Raw genomic sequence first — 16,122 nt, forward strand, 5'->3', positions numbered from 1 at the left:
GCGTGGCGGGGCGGGGCGGGGCAACCGCCACGAAGGTGAGAGCCGGGCCCCGGGGCGTGTGCGGGGCCCGGTCCCGGTCAGTCCTTCGGCCGGTCGTTCCGGCGGCGGGTGATCAGCAGGGCCGCGCCGCCCAGCACCACCAGGGCCACCGCCAGGCCCGCGATCAGCGGGGTCATGTCGGACGAACCGGTTTCGGCGAGGTTGGTGTCGGCGGCTGTGCCGCCGACCGTCGCCGGGCTCGGCTCGGCACCGGACTGGACGGTGATCCCGGTCCCGCTGCCCTGGGTCAGGCAGTCCAGCACGCCGGTGAACCGCTTGGCGAAGCCGCCCGGCCCCTCGATCGTGAAGTCGTACACCTGGTCCTCGCGGAGCGGGATCGTCACCGTCCGCGACTCGCCCGCCGGGATCGTGTACTGGACGCCCATCAGCGCGAAGGTGAACGCCTCGTCGCCCTCGTTGCCCGCGGTGATGACCACGCCGTCCTTGGCGCAGTCCTTGGCCGCGGACAGCGCGGGGATCGCGCCGCTCCCGGCCCAGGTGGCGCTCGCCGCCGCGGAGACCGTCGACTCGCTGGAGCCTGCCAGGATCTGTGTCTGGCTGCGGCTCTCCGAGGTGAGGGCCCGGCCGACCGGCACGGTCGTCGAGGCCTGCACGGTCAGTGTGGCCGTGCCGTCGGCGGCGTCCTCGGGCACCTCGAAGAAGACCTGGCTGCCGTCAGCCGCGGACGTGATCTCCTTGCCGTCCCTGCCGACGACGCGCACTCCGCTCACGGCGGCGTCCGCGGGCGGCGCCACCGTCACGCCGCGGGCGTCGGTCCGTACGGTGACCGGCCCGAGCCGCTCGCCGGGGTGACCGGAGACGGCGGGCGGGTCGAGGGTCAGCGAGGCCGTCGGTTCCGGCAGGGCGCGCGCGTTCTTCTGCAGGTAGTCCGCGAGCTTCTCGGCCTGCGGGTCGACGGCGTCGACGTCCGCGCCGTCCGAGTAGCGCCAGATGGCCACCTGCGTGCCGGCCGCGGCGTCCTGCTCGGAGAGGCCGCCCGTGACGCCGGCCTTCGCGGCGAGCGCGGCGAGGTCGTTCACCTGTGGGTAGGAGTTCTGCAGGATCCAGTGGATGCGGCCCGCGTCCTTGTTGGCGCCGAGCGAGGTGCCGCTCCACGGCGTCTCGTGGTACTTGGCATCGTTCTGCGTGGGGTTGTGGACGTCGACGCAGTACGTCTGCAGCGTCCCGCCGCCCTCGACGGACATCTCGAACAGGCCCGCCGACACCTGCCGGTCGCCGTTGTCGCCGTGGATCACGGCGGCGCCGTAGGTCTTCAGCCCGTTGATGAAGGCGGTCGCCCCGCCCGGGTTCTGTGCCGTCTCGCCACCGGCGGCAGCCGGGCCGGCCGCGGTCAGCGAACCGGCGGCGACCAGCCCGGACAGCAGCGTGGCGGCGGCGAGACGGGCCGCCCCTCGCTGCCGCGTGGACAGCGCAGAGAACGAAGCAAACACGCAAATTCCCCTTCGAGCGGGACCTGTTGGCGCGGGGCAACGGTCCCACCAGCAGAAATCAGAAAGCCCCGGGAGCTACGTCCGGCATCCTAGGGAGGCCGTGGGCCGCGCTTCGCGGCGGTACCGCCGGACGACCGATCCGAATCGGAATCGTTATCGCGCGCACCCCTTCTGGGCAGGGCTTATGGACACATCCCGTGGGCTGTTCGGCGTGCATTCGCCGATGAGCCGCAGTTCGGTCGGGGCGGTGGCCTCGTGGTCTCGGTGGCGGTGTGGTTCTTCATCGTGCGCGTCATCGTGCGCGTCACGTCATCAACGCCGGTTCCGGATGCCTGGGCCGGGTGTCCGGGGCCGATGTCCGCGAAGGCCGCGGGGCCGTGGCGGTCGGTTCGGCGGGTTCGGACGGTTCGGTCGTCGGTGGGGTCTCCCATTCGGGTTCGGGTCGCGGTGACGCGGCGGCCGGTTCGGGCCTGCCGCCCCGCCGGAAGGCCGACGTGCCCCGGGCGAGGTCGTGGCCGATCGCCACCGCGTCGATGTCCGCCGACGTACGGCTCTGCCCGTCGCGCACCTCCGACCGCACCTTCAGCCGGCCCTGCACGATGACGGGCTCGCCCACCGCCAGCGACGCCGCCGTGTTCGTGGCGAGCTGCCGGTTGGCCCACACCGTGAAGAAGTTGGTGTGCCCGTCCGCCCACGTGCCCTTCTCGCGGTCCCAGTAGCGCGAGGTGACCGCCAGCCGGAACCGGGCCGACGGGCCGGACGCCAGCTCCCGGTACACCGGCTGCGTCGCCACGTTCCCCACCGCGCAAAGCATCGTCTCGTGCACAGCAAACCCCTCCCTGGTCCGGCCGTCGAGCGCCGGACGGTTGCGCGTACGGGCCCTTCCCGTACGGCTGCGTCTGTCGCGCCGGCGGTCGCACCCTCGGCCGCCTGCCGCGACGCGACGGCCTCGCCCCGTCCACGGGGCCCGGTCGCCGCGATGTCCAGACTGCCGCCGTCGGACCGAGGCCGCCGGGCGCTGTGGACGGCCGTCCGGCCTGTGGAAAACTCCGTCACCCGTCCGGGTGATGCAGCCCGGTGAGGGGTCAGCCCACGCCGGCCCCGACGCCCGTGACCTTGCCGTACTGCTCCCGCACCTCCCGGTAGCGCAGCAGTTCCGCAGCCACCGGGTCCAGCACCCGTGCTCTGCCGCATCCGGCCGCGGCCTCCCGCAACCGGCGTTCCGCCTCCTGCCCGTACCGCCGGGCCGGTCCCCGCGCCGCCATCCGGCAGCTCCACTCGACGAGCGGACCGCCGACGATGCCCGCCGCCATGAGCAGCACCGGCACGCCGAGGTTCGGCGTCATGAAGCCGAGGATCTGCCCGAGCAGCCACAGTCCGCCGACGGCCTGCAGGACCGTCATGGACGCCTGCACGAGGACGGCCACCGGCCACCAACCCGGGCGGGGCGGCCGACCGGACGGCAGCCCGATCCGGGCCGTGAGCTTGTCCAGCGCCTCCGGCAGTCCCTGCGCGCCGCGGACGGCCGCCTCGCGCACCGCGTGCGCCCACGGGGCGGGCAGCCCGGCCGAGGCCTGTTCGGACAGCGTGCGCACCGCGTGCTCGACGCGCTGACGCGCCGTGGCCTCCGCGTCGGCCTGGGAACGCAGGGGCAGCCGGCCGGTGGGAGGTTCACGCCGGTCGCTGTACCAGCGCCACAACCGCAGCCAGGGCGTCCCGCACGCGCGGTTGGCGTTGCGCAGCCACGCGCGTTCGGCGGCCTCGCCCGCCGCCGTCGCGCCGACCGCGTTCGCGAGCCGGGCCGAGAACTCCTCGCGGGCCTCCTCGCTGAGCCCCGTCCGCTGCCCGGTGACGTAGACGGGCCGCAGCCGCCCCGCCGCCGCGTTCACGTCGGCCGCGATACGGCGCCCGGGTGCGCCGCGCTCCATCACGAACTGTCCGAGCGCCTCCTTCAGTTCGGCGACGCCGTCCCCGGTCAGCGCGGACAGCGCGAGCACGGTCGCGCCGGGTTCGCCGTACTCCCCCAGGGCGATGCCGTCCTCGTCGAGGAGTCGGCGCAGGTCGTCGAGGACCTGTTCGGCGGCCTCGCCGGGCAGCCGGTCGACCTGGTTGAGGACGACGAACATCACCTCCGCGTGCCCCGCCATGGGCCGCAGATACCGCTCGTGGAGCATCGCGTCGGCGTACTTCTCCGGGTCCACTACCCACACGACCGCGTCCACCAGATCGAGGATGCGGTCGACCTGTTCGCGGTGCTGCACGGCGGCCGAGTCGTGGTCCGGCAGGTCGATCAGGACGAGCCCGCGCAGCTGCGGATCGGCGTCTCCGCCGTGCAGCGGGCGGCGCCGCAGCCGGCCGGGGATGCCGAGACGGTCGACGAGGGTGGACGTGCCGTCGCTCCAGGCGCACGCGAGGGGCGCGGCGGTGGTCGGCCGGCGCACGCCGGTCTCGGAGATCGTCACGCCGGCGAGCGCGTTGAACAGCTGCGACTTGCCGCTGCCGGTGGCGCCCGCGATGGCGACGACGGTGTGCTCCCCGGACAGTTTGCGCCGCGCGGCGGCCTCCTCCAGGACCCGGCCCGCCTCCTTCAGCGTCCGGTTGTCGAGCCGCGCGCGGGAGATTCCGACGAGTTCCCGCAGCGCATCCAGCCGCGCCCGCAGCGGCCGGTCGTACATCAGGGGTGCCGCGGTCTGCGCGGTGGACGCCCGGCTCTCGGCGGGCGTGTAGTACTGCTGTGCGGCGGTCTCCTCGTTCACCCGTCGGGCGATCAGTCCGTCGTCCCAGGCGTCTTCGAGGCCGGTGGGGGCCTCGGGGTCCGGGGGGTCCGTCGGATCCGTGGTGTCCTCTTCGGGGTCCCGCCGGTGATCGGCTTCGGGGGGAGGGCCGTCGCGGCGGGCGGGCTCGGGTCCTTCCTCGCCGGTACCGGGGGCCTCCCCGCCGTCGTTCTCTTCGTCCTCGTCGTCCTCGTCGAGCCCGCCGCGGGCCCGGCGATCGACCGGCCGGTCGTTGCCGGAGTCGGTGCCGCTGCCGGAACCGCCGTCGGTGTCGGCGTCGGTGCCGGACGCGTTGTCGGCGTCGGATCCGTTGCCGGCACCGGTACGGGACCCGTTGCCGTCGCCGGGCCCGTTGCCGTCGTCGGATCCGGTCACGGTGCCCTCCGGGCGGTCGGTGTGATCGGTATGGTCCTGATCAGTGGTGGCGGTCACCGGTCACCTCTCCTTCTGCAGTACGGACAGCGCGGCGATGAGTTCGGCCTGTGACTCGGACCGGACGTCCAGGGCGTCGAGCGGGGCGAGCCGGCGCTCGCGTTCGGCGTTGACGACGCGGTCCACGTGCTCGACGAGCAGCCGCCCGCCCCGGTCGCGCAGCCGCAGCGCCCCGCGCACGCCGATCCGTTCGGCCATGGCCTCGCCGGCGGACCGGGCCCGGCGTCCGCCGAGCAGCACGGTGGCGGCGAGGGCGGCGACCACGTCGGGGTCGGGGACGGCGTGCCGGTCGAGCTCGGCGACCTCCTCCTCGGCGTACTCCTCCAGCTCGCGCCGCCAGCGCCGTACGGCCAGGCCGATGCGGTGCTCGGCTCTCTCCGCGTCGGGGTCATGCCCGGTCAGCCCGTCGGCGGCGGGTTCGCGGCGCCAGGCGTCGGCCACGCGCTCGTCGGCGGCGGTGACGGCGCACAGCAGGAGCGCGCCGAGGCTCTCCACGAGGGCGTCCAGGAGCTCCCTCGCCGTGCAGTCGAGGGGGAAGGCCCGCCAGCGCTTCAGGGCGTCCCCGGCGAGCACGGCCCCGGCCTGCAGCCGGCTCCGCACACGCGCGTGTTCGCTGTCGTACGCCGCATCGACCGCGGAGACGAGCCGCAGGGCGGCGGCGTACTGCGCGGCGGCGGCGCTCGCCAGCTCGGGCATGCGGGTCCTGAGGGAGGCGAGGACGCCGTACGCGGTGCGGGTCACGGCGTGGCCGCGGGCCGTCGGATCCTGTGCCTGGTGGACGAGCCAGTTCCGCAGCGCGGCCACGGCGGTGCCGGGGAGCAGACCGCCGCCCCAGGCCGACTCGGGCAGTTCGGGGACTGTGAAGCGGGGTACGTCGCCGAGCCCGGCCTTGTTGAGCAGGGCGCCGTACTGGCGGGACACCTCGGACACGACCTGGTGGGGCACGCGGTCCAGGACGGTGACGAGGGTGACGTCGTACTCCTTGGCGGTGCGCAGCAGGTGCCAGGGCACCGCATCGGCGTAGCGGGACGCCGTCGTGACCATCACCCAGATGTCGGCGGCGCACAGCAGCTCGGCGGCGAGCACCCGGTTGTCGGAGATCAGCGAGTCGATGTCGGGGGCGTCGAGGAGGGCGAGTCCGCGCGGCAGGGTGTCGGCGGTCTCGATGCGCAGCACGCGCGTGGGGTCCTCGCCGGGGAGGGACAGGTCGTCGTCCGGGTCCGGGGCGCGCCGGGGTGTCCACACGCGCGGGAGGTCGGGCAGCATGCGCATGCCGCTGAACCAGTGCTGGTCCTCCGGATGGCAGACCAGCACCGGTGTCCGGGTCGTGGGCCGCAGCACGCCGGCCTCGCTGACCTTCCGTCCCACGAGCGAGTTCACAAGCGTCGACTTCCCGGCCCCTGTGGAGCCGCCCACGACGGCCAGCAGGGGCGCCTCGGGTTCTCTGAGGCGGGGCACGAGGTAGTCGTCGAGCTGGGCGAGCAGTTCGTCGCGGTTGGCACGCGCGCGTGGGGCCCCCGCCAGGGGGAGCGGGAAGCGTGCGGCCGCGACACGGTCGCGCAGCGCGGAGAGTGCGTCGAGCAGCTGAGGCCGTACGTCCAAGGTCACCACATGCGAAGAATGCCCAATTTTAGGGGAATTCTGAAGCATATGAGCATGTCTGCGCGCCGACCGGACACAAGGAGCGGAAGGGGCAAGCAGGGAGCAGGCGCGCGCCAGGCATAACGAGTGCACAACACCCGGCGTTCGTGAGGCCAAAAACAGTGCACGATTCGCACCCGCCTGCGATTATCGGGACCACTTCACCGAACCTCCACATTGAGGGGCGGAGGCGAAGCATCAAGGGCAGGGATGCGGGAGCCCTATCCTTGATCCCGGCAACGTCGGGTTCCGGTCACGGCCGGGACAGCACGACAGAGGCCATCACACCCGGGCCCCCGTAGCTCAGTGGATAGAGCAGGCGCCTTCTAAGCGCTTGGCCGCAGGTTCGAGTCCTGCCGGGGGCGCAACAGCCTCTCACCTGCGGTTCGCGTGAGGGGCTCTTCCAGGTCTGATGCACATGGCTCTACGGCAGGCTTCGCGTATCCATGCCCGTGGACACCTACGCCCCTCGTCGTGGCGTCGACGACTCCCTTCCCCGAACCCGAACCCGGCGGGCCGCCGGGTGTCCCGCCGGGGCCTGATCGACCGGCGGCGCGGCCGGCGGGGCGGAGACCCGAGGCAACCTTGCCGTGCCCCGGTGCCTCCCGTGGTCCGGCCGGGCGCGGGCCGTCAGGTCTGCTTCTGCGGTGTGTAGTCCGCCTCTTCCAGGCCGAAGGTCCAGGCCACGCCCTCTCGCGCCGTTCTCGTGCGCGGCGGTACCCGGAGCCAGTACGTGCGGTGGGTGCCGTCGGGTTCCGGGGTGGAGTTGATCACCTCGACCATCACCAGGGGTTCGTCCCCCTCCAGGTCGATCCGCCAGAGCACGCCTGCCTCGTCGCGCTGCACCGGCTCGGCGCCGGACTCCTCGAGGTAGCGGTCGTAGCCGTAGTGCTCCAGCATCACGCGGCGCAGCTCGGCGTTCTCCTCCTCGCGTATGCGCTGCGGAGTCAGCCCGGCGAGGCCGTCGAGGAATGCGGCGGGTACCGGCATGCCCCGCCAGGCGTGCAGGGCGAAACCGTCCGGGAAGGCAAGCGCCGGACCGTCCCCGCGGTCGAGCCGGCCCGCCTCGTCCCGGTGCAGTTCCACGGGGCGTTCGCAGACGATCGCGGTCCTCTCGTACGGCCACCACCACCCCGCGGCCCGGGCCACCGCCGCCACGCCCGCCAGGGTCTCCGAACCGGCCCGGCCGTCGAAGGCCGCCAGCCAGGCCGCGTCGTGCTGTCCCAGGACCGCGTCGAGCAGTACGAGCCGCACTTCCTGCTCGCCGGCCGTCTCCCCGGCCGTGCCCTCGACCACGCCGGCCCGCAGGCGTTCGGTCAGCATGACCGTCGTGTCCCACAGCTGAGCGCCCGTCAGGGACCAGTGCTCGGCCCAGCCCGCCGGTCCCAGCCGGCCGGCCAGGCTCTCCCGTGCGAGGGCCCACGGCCGGGTACGCACCGCGTCTCGGACGCTGTCGCCCGTCGTGCCGTCCGCGGTGAGCCGCGCCGCCAGCTCCGCGCCCTCGCGGGGCGAGCCCGCCCAGAGAATGCGGCCGGGCTCGGGCAGGCCAGCCAGGCGGTAGGCCAGGCGCACGCCGTCCTCGGCCGCCGTGCGGTCCGCCGGGCCGGTCGCGGCGGCCACCTCGCGCCACGTCGCCGTCACGTCCACCCAGTCCCCGGTCCCGTCCCCGGTTGCCGTCCCCGTCCCCGTCTGCGGGCCCGTCTCCGTCATCAGCCGCTCCCCCTTGATCCCCGTGGTCCCCGTGGTCCCCGTGGTCCCCGTGACTGCCGCGCTCGGCGTCGCCCCGTTCGTCATGGCCCCCTCCTCAGTCCGCCACGACGCGTACCGCACCCGGCGCGTACTCGCGCTGGCGGACCACGCGGTACCAGCCCTTGGGCAGCGGTATCGCCGCGTGCTCCTCGTGCACCACGCGCCCGCCGTCCGGGAGGTGCAGCCAGGAGGCGCCGAACGGGCCCGGCTCGCGGACCAGCGTCCCCGGGCCGACCACCGCGTGGGCATGCCCGGTGACTTCCCCGAGTGCCAGCACGAGCCTTCCCCGCGCGTCCCTGCGCTGCCTCGGCAGTCCGTCCGTACCCGCAGGCACGGCGGCTTCCGCCACGGGCACGATCAGGACATCCCCTTGCCGGTACATGCGTCTCCCCTCGCCCTCGGCAGCCGGCACCGCGCCGCCAACCGATGTCCACGACGCTACGCGGGGGGTCTGACAACGCCCCGCCCTCCAACTCCCGTGCCCGGCCCGGCGGCACTCGCACGCACAGCCCGTCGGCGCCGATGTCAGTGGCGCTTGGTACAAATCTCCGAACGAGCAGCGCCGTCCGACCAGGAGACCGGAGAACCGCGACATGTGCGTCGACCATCTGCAGGAACTGCACGGCCTTCCGGCCTTCGACTTCCCCGAGCCCGGCTCGGACCGGAAGCTGCCCGCCGCGGACTCCGTGGCCTGGCGGCTGGCCGTCGACCCCTACGGCGACCACTCCGAGGAAGGGTTCGACGGCCTGTGGGCCCGTTTCCTCGACACCGTGGACCCCGCGGACGTGCGGGCGATCGTCGTCGGCCAGTGGGGCGAGCCGTACGACAACGACTCCAGCGGGGTCGTGAAGCACCTGGTGGACGCCCGGGACCGGCTGACCTCGCTGCGGGCGGTGTTCCTCGGGGACCTGGAGGCGGAGGAGGCGGAGATCTCCTGGATCGAGCAGTCCGACGTCACCCCGGTCCTCGACGCCTACCCCCTGCTGGAGGAACTCGGCGTCCGCGGCGGCACCAAGCTGCGCTTCCCCGCGGTCCGGCACACGCACCTGCGCACGCTCAGCTTCGAGGCCGGGGGGTTGCCCGGCGAGGTCGTGCGCGGTGTCGCCGCGAGCGACTTTCCCGCCCTGGAGTACCTGGAGATCTGGCTCGGCGTCGAGAACTACGGCGGTGACGCGACCGTCGCCGACCTCGCGCCGCTGCTGGCCGGAGGACGCCTCCCCGCGCTGCACCATCTCGGCCTGTGCAACAGCGAGATCCAGGACGAGATCGCGGCTGCGGTCGCCGCGGCGCCCGTGGTCGCCCAGCTGAAGTCGCTCGACCTGTCCCTCGGCGTGCTCACCGACGCCGGTGCCGAAGCCCTGCTGGGCGGCCAGCCGCTCACCCACCTGACCTGGCTCGACCTCCGCCACAACTTCTTCAGCGAGCCGGTGGCCGAGCGGCTCCGCGCGGCTCTGGAGCCCTCCGGCGTGGAAGTCGACCTCTCCGAGCGGGGCGAGGAGTGGGACGACGACGGCACCGTCCACCGCTTCACCGCCGTCGCGGAATGAACGGAGCGCGACATGACCGTCAACCAACATCTTGGCACCTTCCACGGACTACCCGTCTTCACCCTCCCCGAGCCGCCCGAGGACGGCACGGTGGCGGAGGAGCTCCCGGACACCGCCGGTGTCGCCTGGCGCCTGGACTGCTACGCGGGCGGGGAAGTGCCGTTCGCCGACCTGTGGCAGAGCTTCCTCGACCGGGTGCCGAGCAAGGACGTGCGCGCACTGGTCGTCGGCCCCTGGTGGGAGGACGAATACGCCGACCTGCGCCCGGCGCTTGAGCGGATCCTGGCCGACGCCGGGCGGTTCCCGGCGCTGCGCGCGCTGTTCCTCGCCGACGTCACGGGCGAGGAGTGCGAGATCTCCTGGCTGCAGCTCACCGACGTCACGCCCGTGCTGGAGACCTTCCCGCTGCTGGAGGAGTTCGGCGTCCGCGGCGGCGACTCGCAGGGCCTCGGCGAGGAACCCCTGTCGCTGCGCCCGGTACGGCACGAGGCGCTGCGGGTGCTGCGCTTCGAGTCGGGCGGGCTGCCCGGGCAGGTGGTGCGGGCGGTCAGCGCGTGCGAACTGCCCGCCCTGGAACGGCTGGAGCTGTGGCTCGGCGTGTCCCAGTACGGCGGCGACGCGACGCTCGCCGACCTCGCGCCGCTGCTGGCCGGCGGGCGTTTCGCCGCGCTGCGCCATCTGGCACTGCGCAACAGCGAGTTGCAGGACGAGATCGCGGCGGCGGTCGCCTCGGCGCCGGTCGTCGCCCAGCTGGAATCGCTGAGCCTGTCCATGGGCACGCTCACCGACACCGGCGCGGAAGCCCTGCTGGGCGGCCAGCCCCTGACGCATCTCCGGCGGCTGGACCTCGGCCACCATTTCCTGAGCGAGGCCGTGGCCGACCGGGTCCGTGCGGCCTTCGCCTCCGCCGGGACCGACGTGGACCTGTCGGACGCGCAGACGCCGCACCGCCGGCGGGACGAGGAGTGGCGCTTTGTCGCTGTCTCGGAGTGACGCCGCCCGGCCCGTCCCCGGAGCCCCGGTGCCCGACGCGGGCCCCCCGTCGGGTGAAGGCCCTCGTTCCGGTACGGGCCTTCGGCCCCGTCGTTCCCTTCGCGTCCGTGCCGGTCTCCCGTTCGTCGTCGTCGGCAATCCGGAGAACCGCCGGACGGCGATGTTCACCGACGCCGTCCGCGCGGCCGGCCGCCCCGGGCCGCGTGTGCTCGCGTGGGCCGACGTGCTGCGCGGCGCCCCGTACGCCTTCACGCCCGGCGCGTACGTACGGATCGACTCCCCCGGGGAGAACGCCGAGGTGGACCGGCTGCTGCGGGACACCGACGAGCCCACCCGGGTCGAGGGCACGGCCCGCTGGTACGACCGGTTCACGGCCGCGGTCCGGGACCTGACGGACGCGGCGCGCCGGGCCGGGGCGGTTGCGTCCACCGGCGCGGAGGACGTCGCCGTGCTGTTCGACAAGCGGCGCTGCCACGCCCGGCTGGCCGCCGCGGGCGTCCCGGTCCCTCCCGCGCTGCCGGGGCCGGTCGGCGGCTGGGAGGAGCTCAGGCGCGGGCTGGCGGACGCGCGTTTCCCGCGCGCGTTCGTGAAACCGGCGCACGGTTCGTCGGCCTCCGGTGTCGTGGCCCTCGCGCTGGCGGGTCCCGGCCGGGTGAAGGCGACGACGTCCGTGGAGACCGCACCCGACGGCCGCCTGTACAACTCCCTCCGGGTGCGCCAGTACACGTCGGAGCGGGAAGTCGGCGCCCTGATCGACGCGCTCGCCCCCGACGGGCTGCACGTCGAGCGGTGGCTGCCCAAGGCCTCGCAGCACGGCCGGGCCGCCGACCTGCGGGTGGTGGTGGTCGCCGGACGCGCCACGCATGCCGTGGTACGGACCAGCCGGCACCCCATGACGAATCTGCACCTCGGCGGGGTCCGCGGCGACCTGGGAGCGGCCCGCGCGGCGATGCTGGCCGCGGGCGGCGGCTTCGGCGACGTGCTGGAGATCGCCGAGCGGGCGGCGGCCCGCTTCCCGGACACGCTGTGCGTCGGCGTGGACGTCCTGCCCGCGAGCGGATGGCGCCGCTTCGCCGTCGGCGAGGTGAACGCCTTCGGGGACCTGCTGCCCCGCCTGACCGGCCTGCCCGGCAGCGGCGCCGAAGGGCGGGACACGTACGCCGCGCAGGTGGCCGCCGCCGCAGAGCGACAACGCGAGGAGCACCATGACGCCACCGCCTGACACGACTCCACCGCCCCGCACCGCGGGCCCACCGCGTGACGCGACGACGCCGTCGCCCGGCCCGGTGACGTCACCTCCCGAGACGGTGGCGCCGCCGGTCGACATGACCCAGGTGGTGGGCAGCCACGACCTGTTGATGGTCACGCTCGACACGCTGCGCTTCGACGTGGCGCGGGAGCTGGCGGCGGCCGGACGCATCCCGAACCTCGCCCGGCATCTGCCCGGCGGCGGCTGGGAACGCCGGCACGCACCCGGCAGCTTCACGTACGCCTCCCATCAGGCGATGTTCGCGGGTTTCCTGCCCACGCCGGCCGCGCCGGGCCCGCACCCCCGGCTGTTCGCGGCACGGTTCGCCGGCAGCGAGACCACCGCGGACGGCACCTTCGTCTACGACACACCCGACCTGGTGTCCGGACTGGCCGCCGTCGGATACCGCACCGTCTGCATCGGCGGGGTCGGCTTCTTCACCAAGCGGGGGCCGCTGGGCTCGGTGCTGCCGGGACTGTTCCAGGAGAGCCACTGGGAGCCGGAATTCGGAGTTCCGTCGCCGAGGTCGTTCGAGGCGCAGGTGGCGTGCGCCGAGGAGGTCGTCGCGGGACTGCCGCCCGGGCAGCGGCTGTTCCTCTTCCTGAACGTGTCGGCCCTGCACCAGCCCAACTGGTTCCATCTGCCGGGCGCGACCCGAGAGGCGGGCGACACCCGGGCCAGCCACGCCGCCGCCCTGGAGTACGTGGACCGGCACATCGGGCGGCTGTTCGCCGCCGCCGCGAGCCGCCGGCCCTGCTTCGCCATCGTCTGCTCCGACCACGGCACCGCCTACGGCGAGGACGGCCACACCGGTCATCGCATCGGCCACGACGTCGTCTGGACGGTTCCCTACGCCCACTTCTTCCTCGACGGCGGCGACAGGTCCGGCGAGGCCCGAACCCCGATGAACAGCGACGAGGCCCCATGCGCCCGATGAGCCCGACGACCAGCACCGCGGCGGCGGCCCCGCCCGCCGTACGCCCCTACCAGCACTACGTCTACGCGTACCCCCACAAGACGGCGTACCGCCCGCTTCCCCCCGAGGCGGCGGCCCTGCGCGCGCTGTGGGCGGGCGAGCCGAAGGACGCCCTCTCGCTGTACTTCCACATTCCGTTCTGCGAGGTGCGCTGCGGCTTCTGCAACCTCTTCACGCGGATCGGTGCGCCGGGCGACCTGACGACGGCCTACCTGGACGCGTTGGAGCGCCAGGCGGCAGCGGTCCGCGAGGCCCTGGGCGACGGCGCGCGGTTCGCGAACGCGGCCTTCGGCGGCGGCACCCCGACGTTCTTGGAGGCCGCCGAACTGGAGCGGCTGTGCGACATCGCCGAGCAGGGGCTCGGTGCGGACCTGGCCGCCGTACCGCTGTCCGTGGAGGCGTCGCCCGCCACGGCGACCGCCGACCGGCTGGCCGTGCTCGCGGCGCGCGGCACGACACGGCTGAGCCTCGGCGTGCAGAGCTTCGACGACGCCGAGGCCCGCGCCGCCGTTCGCCCCCAGCGCCGTGCGGACGTCGAGGCGTCCCTCGCCCGCATCCGCGACGCGGGCATCCCCGTCCTGAACATCGACCTGATCTACGGCATCGACGGCCAGACCGAGGCGTCCTGGCGCCGCTCCCTCGACGCCGCGCTCGCCTGGCGGCCGGAGGAGCTGTACCTCTACCCGCTGTACAAGCGCCCCCTCACCGGTCTCCACCGCGGACCGGCGGACCGGCACCGCGGGCGGGCGGCCGGCGACGCCGGGCACGCCGGGGACCCCGGCTGGGACGAGGACACCGGCGACGCCGCGTGGGACGCCCAGCGGCTGCGGCTGTACCGCCACGGCCGCGACCACCTCCTCGGCCACGGCTACGAGCAGGTGTCGATGCGCATGTTCCGCCGCCCGGACGCCCCCGCCACCGGCGGCGAGGACTACGCGTGCCAGACCGACGGCATGGTCGGACTCGGCTGCGGCGCCCGCTCGTACACCTCCGGTCTGCACTACTCGTTCGACTACGCCGTGGACATGCGCCGGATCCGCGGGATCATCGACGACTACGCGGCCCGCACCACCGAGGAGTTCGGCCGCGCCGACTTCGGCTGGCGGATGGACGGCGAGGAGACCCGGCGCCGCCATCTGCTCCAGTCCCTGCTGCAGGCGGCGGGCCTGCCCGTCGCGGACTACCGGGCCCGCTTCGGCACGACGCCCGGCGACGACTTCCGCGCCGAGCTGGACCGGTTCGCCGGGCGCGGCTGGCTGGACGATTCCACCGGTCCCGAGCTGCTGCGGCTCTCCCCCGAAGGGCTCGCGCACTCCGACGCGCTGGGCCCCGAGCTGTTCTCCCACGCCGTGCGGGCGCGCATGGCCGCGTACGAGCCCAAGTGAGCGGAGTCCCGATGGACCTGACGACATGGACCTGACGATTCTGTACCGCGGCCCGCTGGCGTCGTGCGACTACGACTGCCCGTACTGCCCCTTCGCCAAGCGCCGCGACACCCGTGCCCAACTGACCGCGGACCGGGCGGCGCTGGAGCGCTTCGCCGGCTGGGCCGCCACGCAGCGGGAGGACCGGCTCTCGCTGCTGTTCACACCGTGGGGCGAGGGCCTGGTGCGCTCCTGGTACCGGCGCACGCTCACCGAGCTGAGCCGCCTGCCGCACATCCGCCGGGTCGCCATCCAGACCAACCTCAGCTGCCGCACCGACTGGACGGCCGACGCCGACCCGGACACGCTCGCCCTGTGGTGCACGTTCCATCCGGGCCAGACGCCGTACGAGCGGTTCCTCGCCAAGTGCCACGAGCTGGCGGACCGGGGCATCCGCCACAGCGTGGGCGTCGTCGGCCTCCCCGAGCACCTGGAGCAGGCCCGCCGTCTGCGCGCCGACCTGCCGTCCCCCGTGTATGTGTGGATCAACGCCGCCGAGGGCCACACGTACACGGACGCCGAGGCCGACGAATGGACCGCCCTAGACCCGCTGTTCCCGTACAGCCGCCACCCGCACCGCAGCGCCGGACTGCCCTGCCGGACCGGGGAGTCCGTCGTCTCGGTGGACGGGGAGGGCACGGTCCGCCGCTGCCACTTCGTCCGTGCGGAGCTGGGCAACCTCTACGACGGCTCCTACCGGCGGGCGCTGCGCCCGCGCCCCTGCCCGCTCGCCGTCTGCGACTGCCACATCGGCTACGTCCACCTGGAGACGCTGCCGCTGTACGACGTGTTCGCGGGCGGCGTGCTCGAACGCGTCCCGGCCGCCGCGCGCCCTCCGGCCGGGAGCATGCCGGGGAACGGTGACCTGCCGGTGATCGGGAGCCTTCCGGTGATCGGGGACTGCCGCTGACCGGGGACAGCCGGTGATCTCGTCGAGTCGGTGCCCGGTCGTGAGACGAACACGACATCGGTGTGGGGACGTCGGGAAGGGAATCACCGTGCCGCTGCGCTGTGCCGTGCTCGACGACTTCCTGGGCGTGGCGACGTCCGTCGCCGACTGGTCGCCCGTCGCGGACGACGTCGAGGTGGTGACCTTCCGCGATCGGCGCCGCCGAACTGGCGCTCCTCCGACCGACCGCGTGCTACGTCTCGCGCGCCAACTACGCGACGTACTACGGGCAGGCGGTCGAGGACATCCGCGCGTTCCTCGGCGGCTCCCCCGTGCGCCGGCTGCCTCGACGGCGGCGACACACGGGCCCGGCGGGGCTGACGGGTGCCGGCGTGAGCGTGCGGGGGCGCGGGAACACCCGAGTACGCCGGACGGGTGTCCATTTGGGGTAATCCATGGGGTATTGCCGTGACCCGTCCTTAGGTGCGGCGTTGAAGGGGACGTGCGACGGCTCGTCCTGCTGTCGCGCTCCCCGAGTCAAAGGAGAACGTGATGTCTCGCATCGCGAAGGCTGCTGGAGTCGTCCTCGGCACGAGCGCCGTGGTGTTCAGCGGCGCCGGTCTGGCCATGGCGGACGCGGGCGCCGAGGCCGTCGCCGCCCACTCCCCGGGCGTTCTGTCCGGCAACGTCATCCAGGTCCCGATCCACATCCCGGTGAACGTGTGCGGCAACACGATCAACGTGATCGGCGTGCTGAACCCGGCGTTCGGCAACACCTGCATCAACAACGGCGGCATCGACCACGATGACGACGAGCACGGCGGCCACGGCGGCCACGGCAACGGTCACGACGACGACGGCTACGGCACGGACGACAGCGACAACGGCTACGGCCGCTGACCGCTCGCGCCCCGTACGCGGAGCGATCCGCACGCCCGGCGCGTAGAGGGCCCCGGCA

The 16,122-nt window shown here is 73.8% G+C and carries 13 protein-coding genes, 1 tRNA gene and 1 pseudogene; 9 read left to right on the forward strand and 6 right to left on the reverse strand.

Annotated features, from left to right (window positions below; all coding sequences use genetic code 11):
• Positions 1 to 77 precede the first annotated feature (77 nt).
• The 4 genes from ABZ354_RS05540 to ABZ354_RS05555 all read right to left on the reverse strand — a co-directional run bounded on the left by ABZ354_RS05540 (position 78) and on the right by ABZ354_RS05555 (position 6,307).
• On the reverse strand, positions 78 to 1,490 hold the full coding sequence (locus ABZ354_RS05540) for a Cys-Gln thioester bond-forming surface protein (protein WP_358653265.1): 1,413 nt from the start codon (positions 1,488 to 1,490) through the stop codon (positions 78 to 80).
• 304 nt (positions 1,491 to 1,794) lie between these two features.
• Positions 1,795 to 2,316 carry a single-stranded DNA-binding protein gene (locus ABZ354_RS05545; RefSeq protein ID WP_358653267.1) on the reverse strand — a complete coding sequence of 174 codons (522 nt, stop codon included), beginning with the start codon at positions 2,314 to 2,316 and terminating at the stop codon, positions 1,795 to 1,797.
• 259 nt (positions 2,317 to 2,575) lie between these two features.
• The gene (locus ABZ354_RS05550; RefSeq protein WP_358653269.1) at positions 2,576 to 4,696 is read right to left on the reverse strand and encodes a YfjP family GTPase; all 2,121 of its coding nucleotides are present in this window, start codon (positions 4,694 to 4,696) and stop codon (positions 2,576 to 2,578) included.
• A gap of 3 nt (positions 4,697 to 4,699) precedes the next feature.
• Complete coding sequence (locus ABZ354_RS05555; RefSeq protein WP_358653271.1) at positions 4,700 to 6,307, reverse strand: dynamin family protein; 1,608 nt, start codon at positions 6,305 to 6,307, stop codon at positions 4,700 to 4,702.
• A gap of 322 nt (positions 6,308 to 6,629) precedes the next feature.
• Here ABZ354_RS05555 and ABZ354_RS05560 point away from each other — a divergent pair.
• Positions 6,630 to 6,702 (forward strand) — tRNA-Arg (locus tag ABZ354_RS05560).
• 265 nt (positions 6,703 to 6,967) lie between these two features.
• Here ABZ354_RS05560 and ABZ354_RS05565 read toward each other — a convergent pair.
• Together ABZ354_RS05565 and ABZ354_RS05570 are read right to left on the reverse strand one after the other, a co-directional pair.
• Positions 6,968 to 8,131 (reverse strand): DUF6745 domain-containing protein, encoded by a 1,164-nt coding sequence (locus ABZ354_RS05565; protein ID WP_358653273.1) that lies wholly within the window; start codon positions 8,129 to 8,131, stop codon positions 6,968 to 6,970.
• 10 nt (positions 8,132 to 8,141) lie between these two features.
• Entirely contained in the window at positions 8,142 to 8,468 is a 327-nt protein-coding gene (locus ABZ354_RS05570; RefSeq protein ID WP_358653275.1) for a hypothetical protein, read from the reverse strand.
• A gap of 211 nt (positions 8,469 to 8,679) precedes the next feature.
• Between ABZ354_RS05570 and ABZ354_RS05575 the strand changes: the two genes are divergently transcribed.
• The 8 genes and pseudogenes from ABZ354_RS05575 (at position 8,680) to ABZ354_RS05610 (ending at position 16,064) form a co-directional block, all read left to right on the forward strand.
• Positions 8,680 to 9,633, forward strand: a complete 954-nt coding sequence (locus ABZ354_RS05575; RefSeq protein ID WP_358653276.1) for an STM4015 family protein — start codon at positions 8,680 to 8,682, stop codon at positions 9,631 to 9,633.
• A 12-nt stretch (positions 9,634 to 9,645) separates the two neighbouring features.
• Entirely contained in the window at positions 9,646 to 10,626 is a 981-nt protein-coding gene (locus tag ABZ354_RS05580) for an STM4015 family protein (protein ID WP_358653278.1), read from the forward strand.
• Positions 10,627 to 10,786: 160 nt separating this feature from the next.
• Entirely contained in the window at positions 10,787 to 11,848 is a 1,062-nt protein-coding gene (locus ABZ354_RS05585) for an STM4014 family protein (RefSeq protein WP_358653280.1), read from the forward strand.
• A 103-nt stretch (positions 11,849 to 11,951) separates the two neighbouring features.
• Positions 11,952 to 12,812, forward strand: a complete 861-nt coding sequence (locus ABZ354_RS05590) for an STM4013/SEN3800 family hydrolase (RefSeq protein ID WP_358653732.1) — start codon at positions 11,952 to 11,954, stop codon at positions 12,810 to 12,812.
• Positions 12,809 to 14,236, forward strand: coding sequence for an STM4012 family radical SAM protein (locus ABZ354_RS05595; protein ID WP_358653282.1), 1,428 nt, complete (start codon positions 12,809 to 12,811; stop codon positions 14,234 to 14,236). Before ABZ354_RS05590 ends, ABZ354_RS05595 begins: the two co-directional genes overlap by 4 nt.
• Before the next feature lie 25 nt (positions 14,237 to 14,261).
• Positions 14,262 to 15,185: an STM4011 family radical SAM protein gene (locus tag ABZ354_RS05600; RefSeq protein ID WP_358653284.1), complete on the forward strand. Its 924-nt coding sequence runs from the start codon at positions 14,262 to 14,264 to the stop codon at positions 15,183 to 15,185.
• A 233-nt stretch (positions 15,186 to 15,418) separates the two neighbouring features.
• Positions 15,419 to 15,511: pseudogene (locus ABZ354_RS05605) on the forward strand (D-2-hydroxyacid dehydrogenase family protein); the annotation flags it as partial.
• A gap of 205 nt (positions 15,512 to 15,716) precedes the next feature.
• Positions 15,717 to 16,064 (forward strand): chaplin, encoded by a 348-nt coding sequence (locus ABZ354_RS05610; protein WP_358653286.1) that lies wholly within the window; start codon positions 15,717 to 15,719, stop codon positions 16,062 to 16,064.
• Positions 16,065 to 16,122 lie beyond the last annotated feature (58 nt).

It is taken from the genome of Streptomyces sp. NPDC005925 (assembly GCF_040638805.1).
GTDB lineage: Bacteria > Actinomycetota > Actinomycetes > Streptomycetales > Streptomycetaceae > Streptomyces.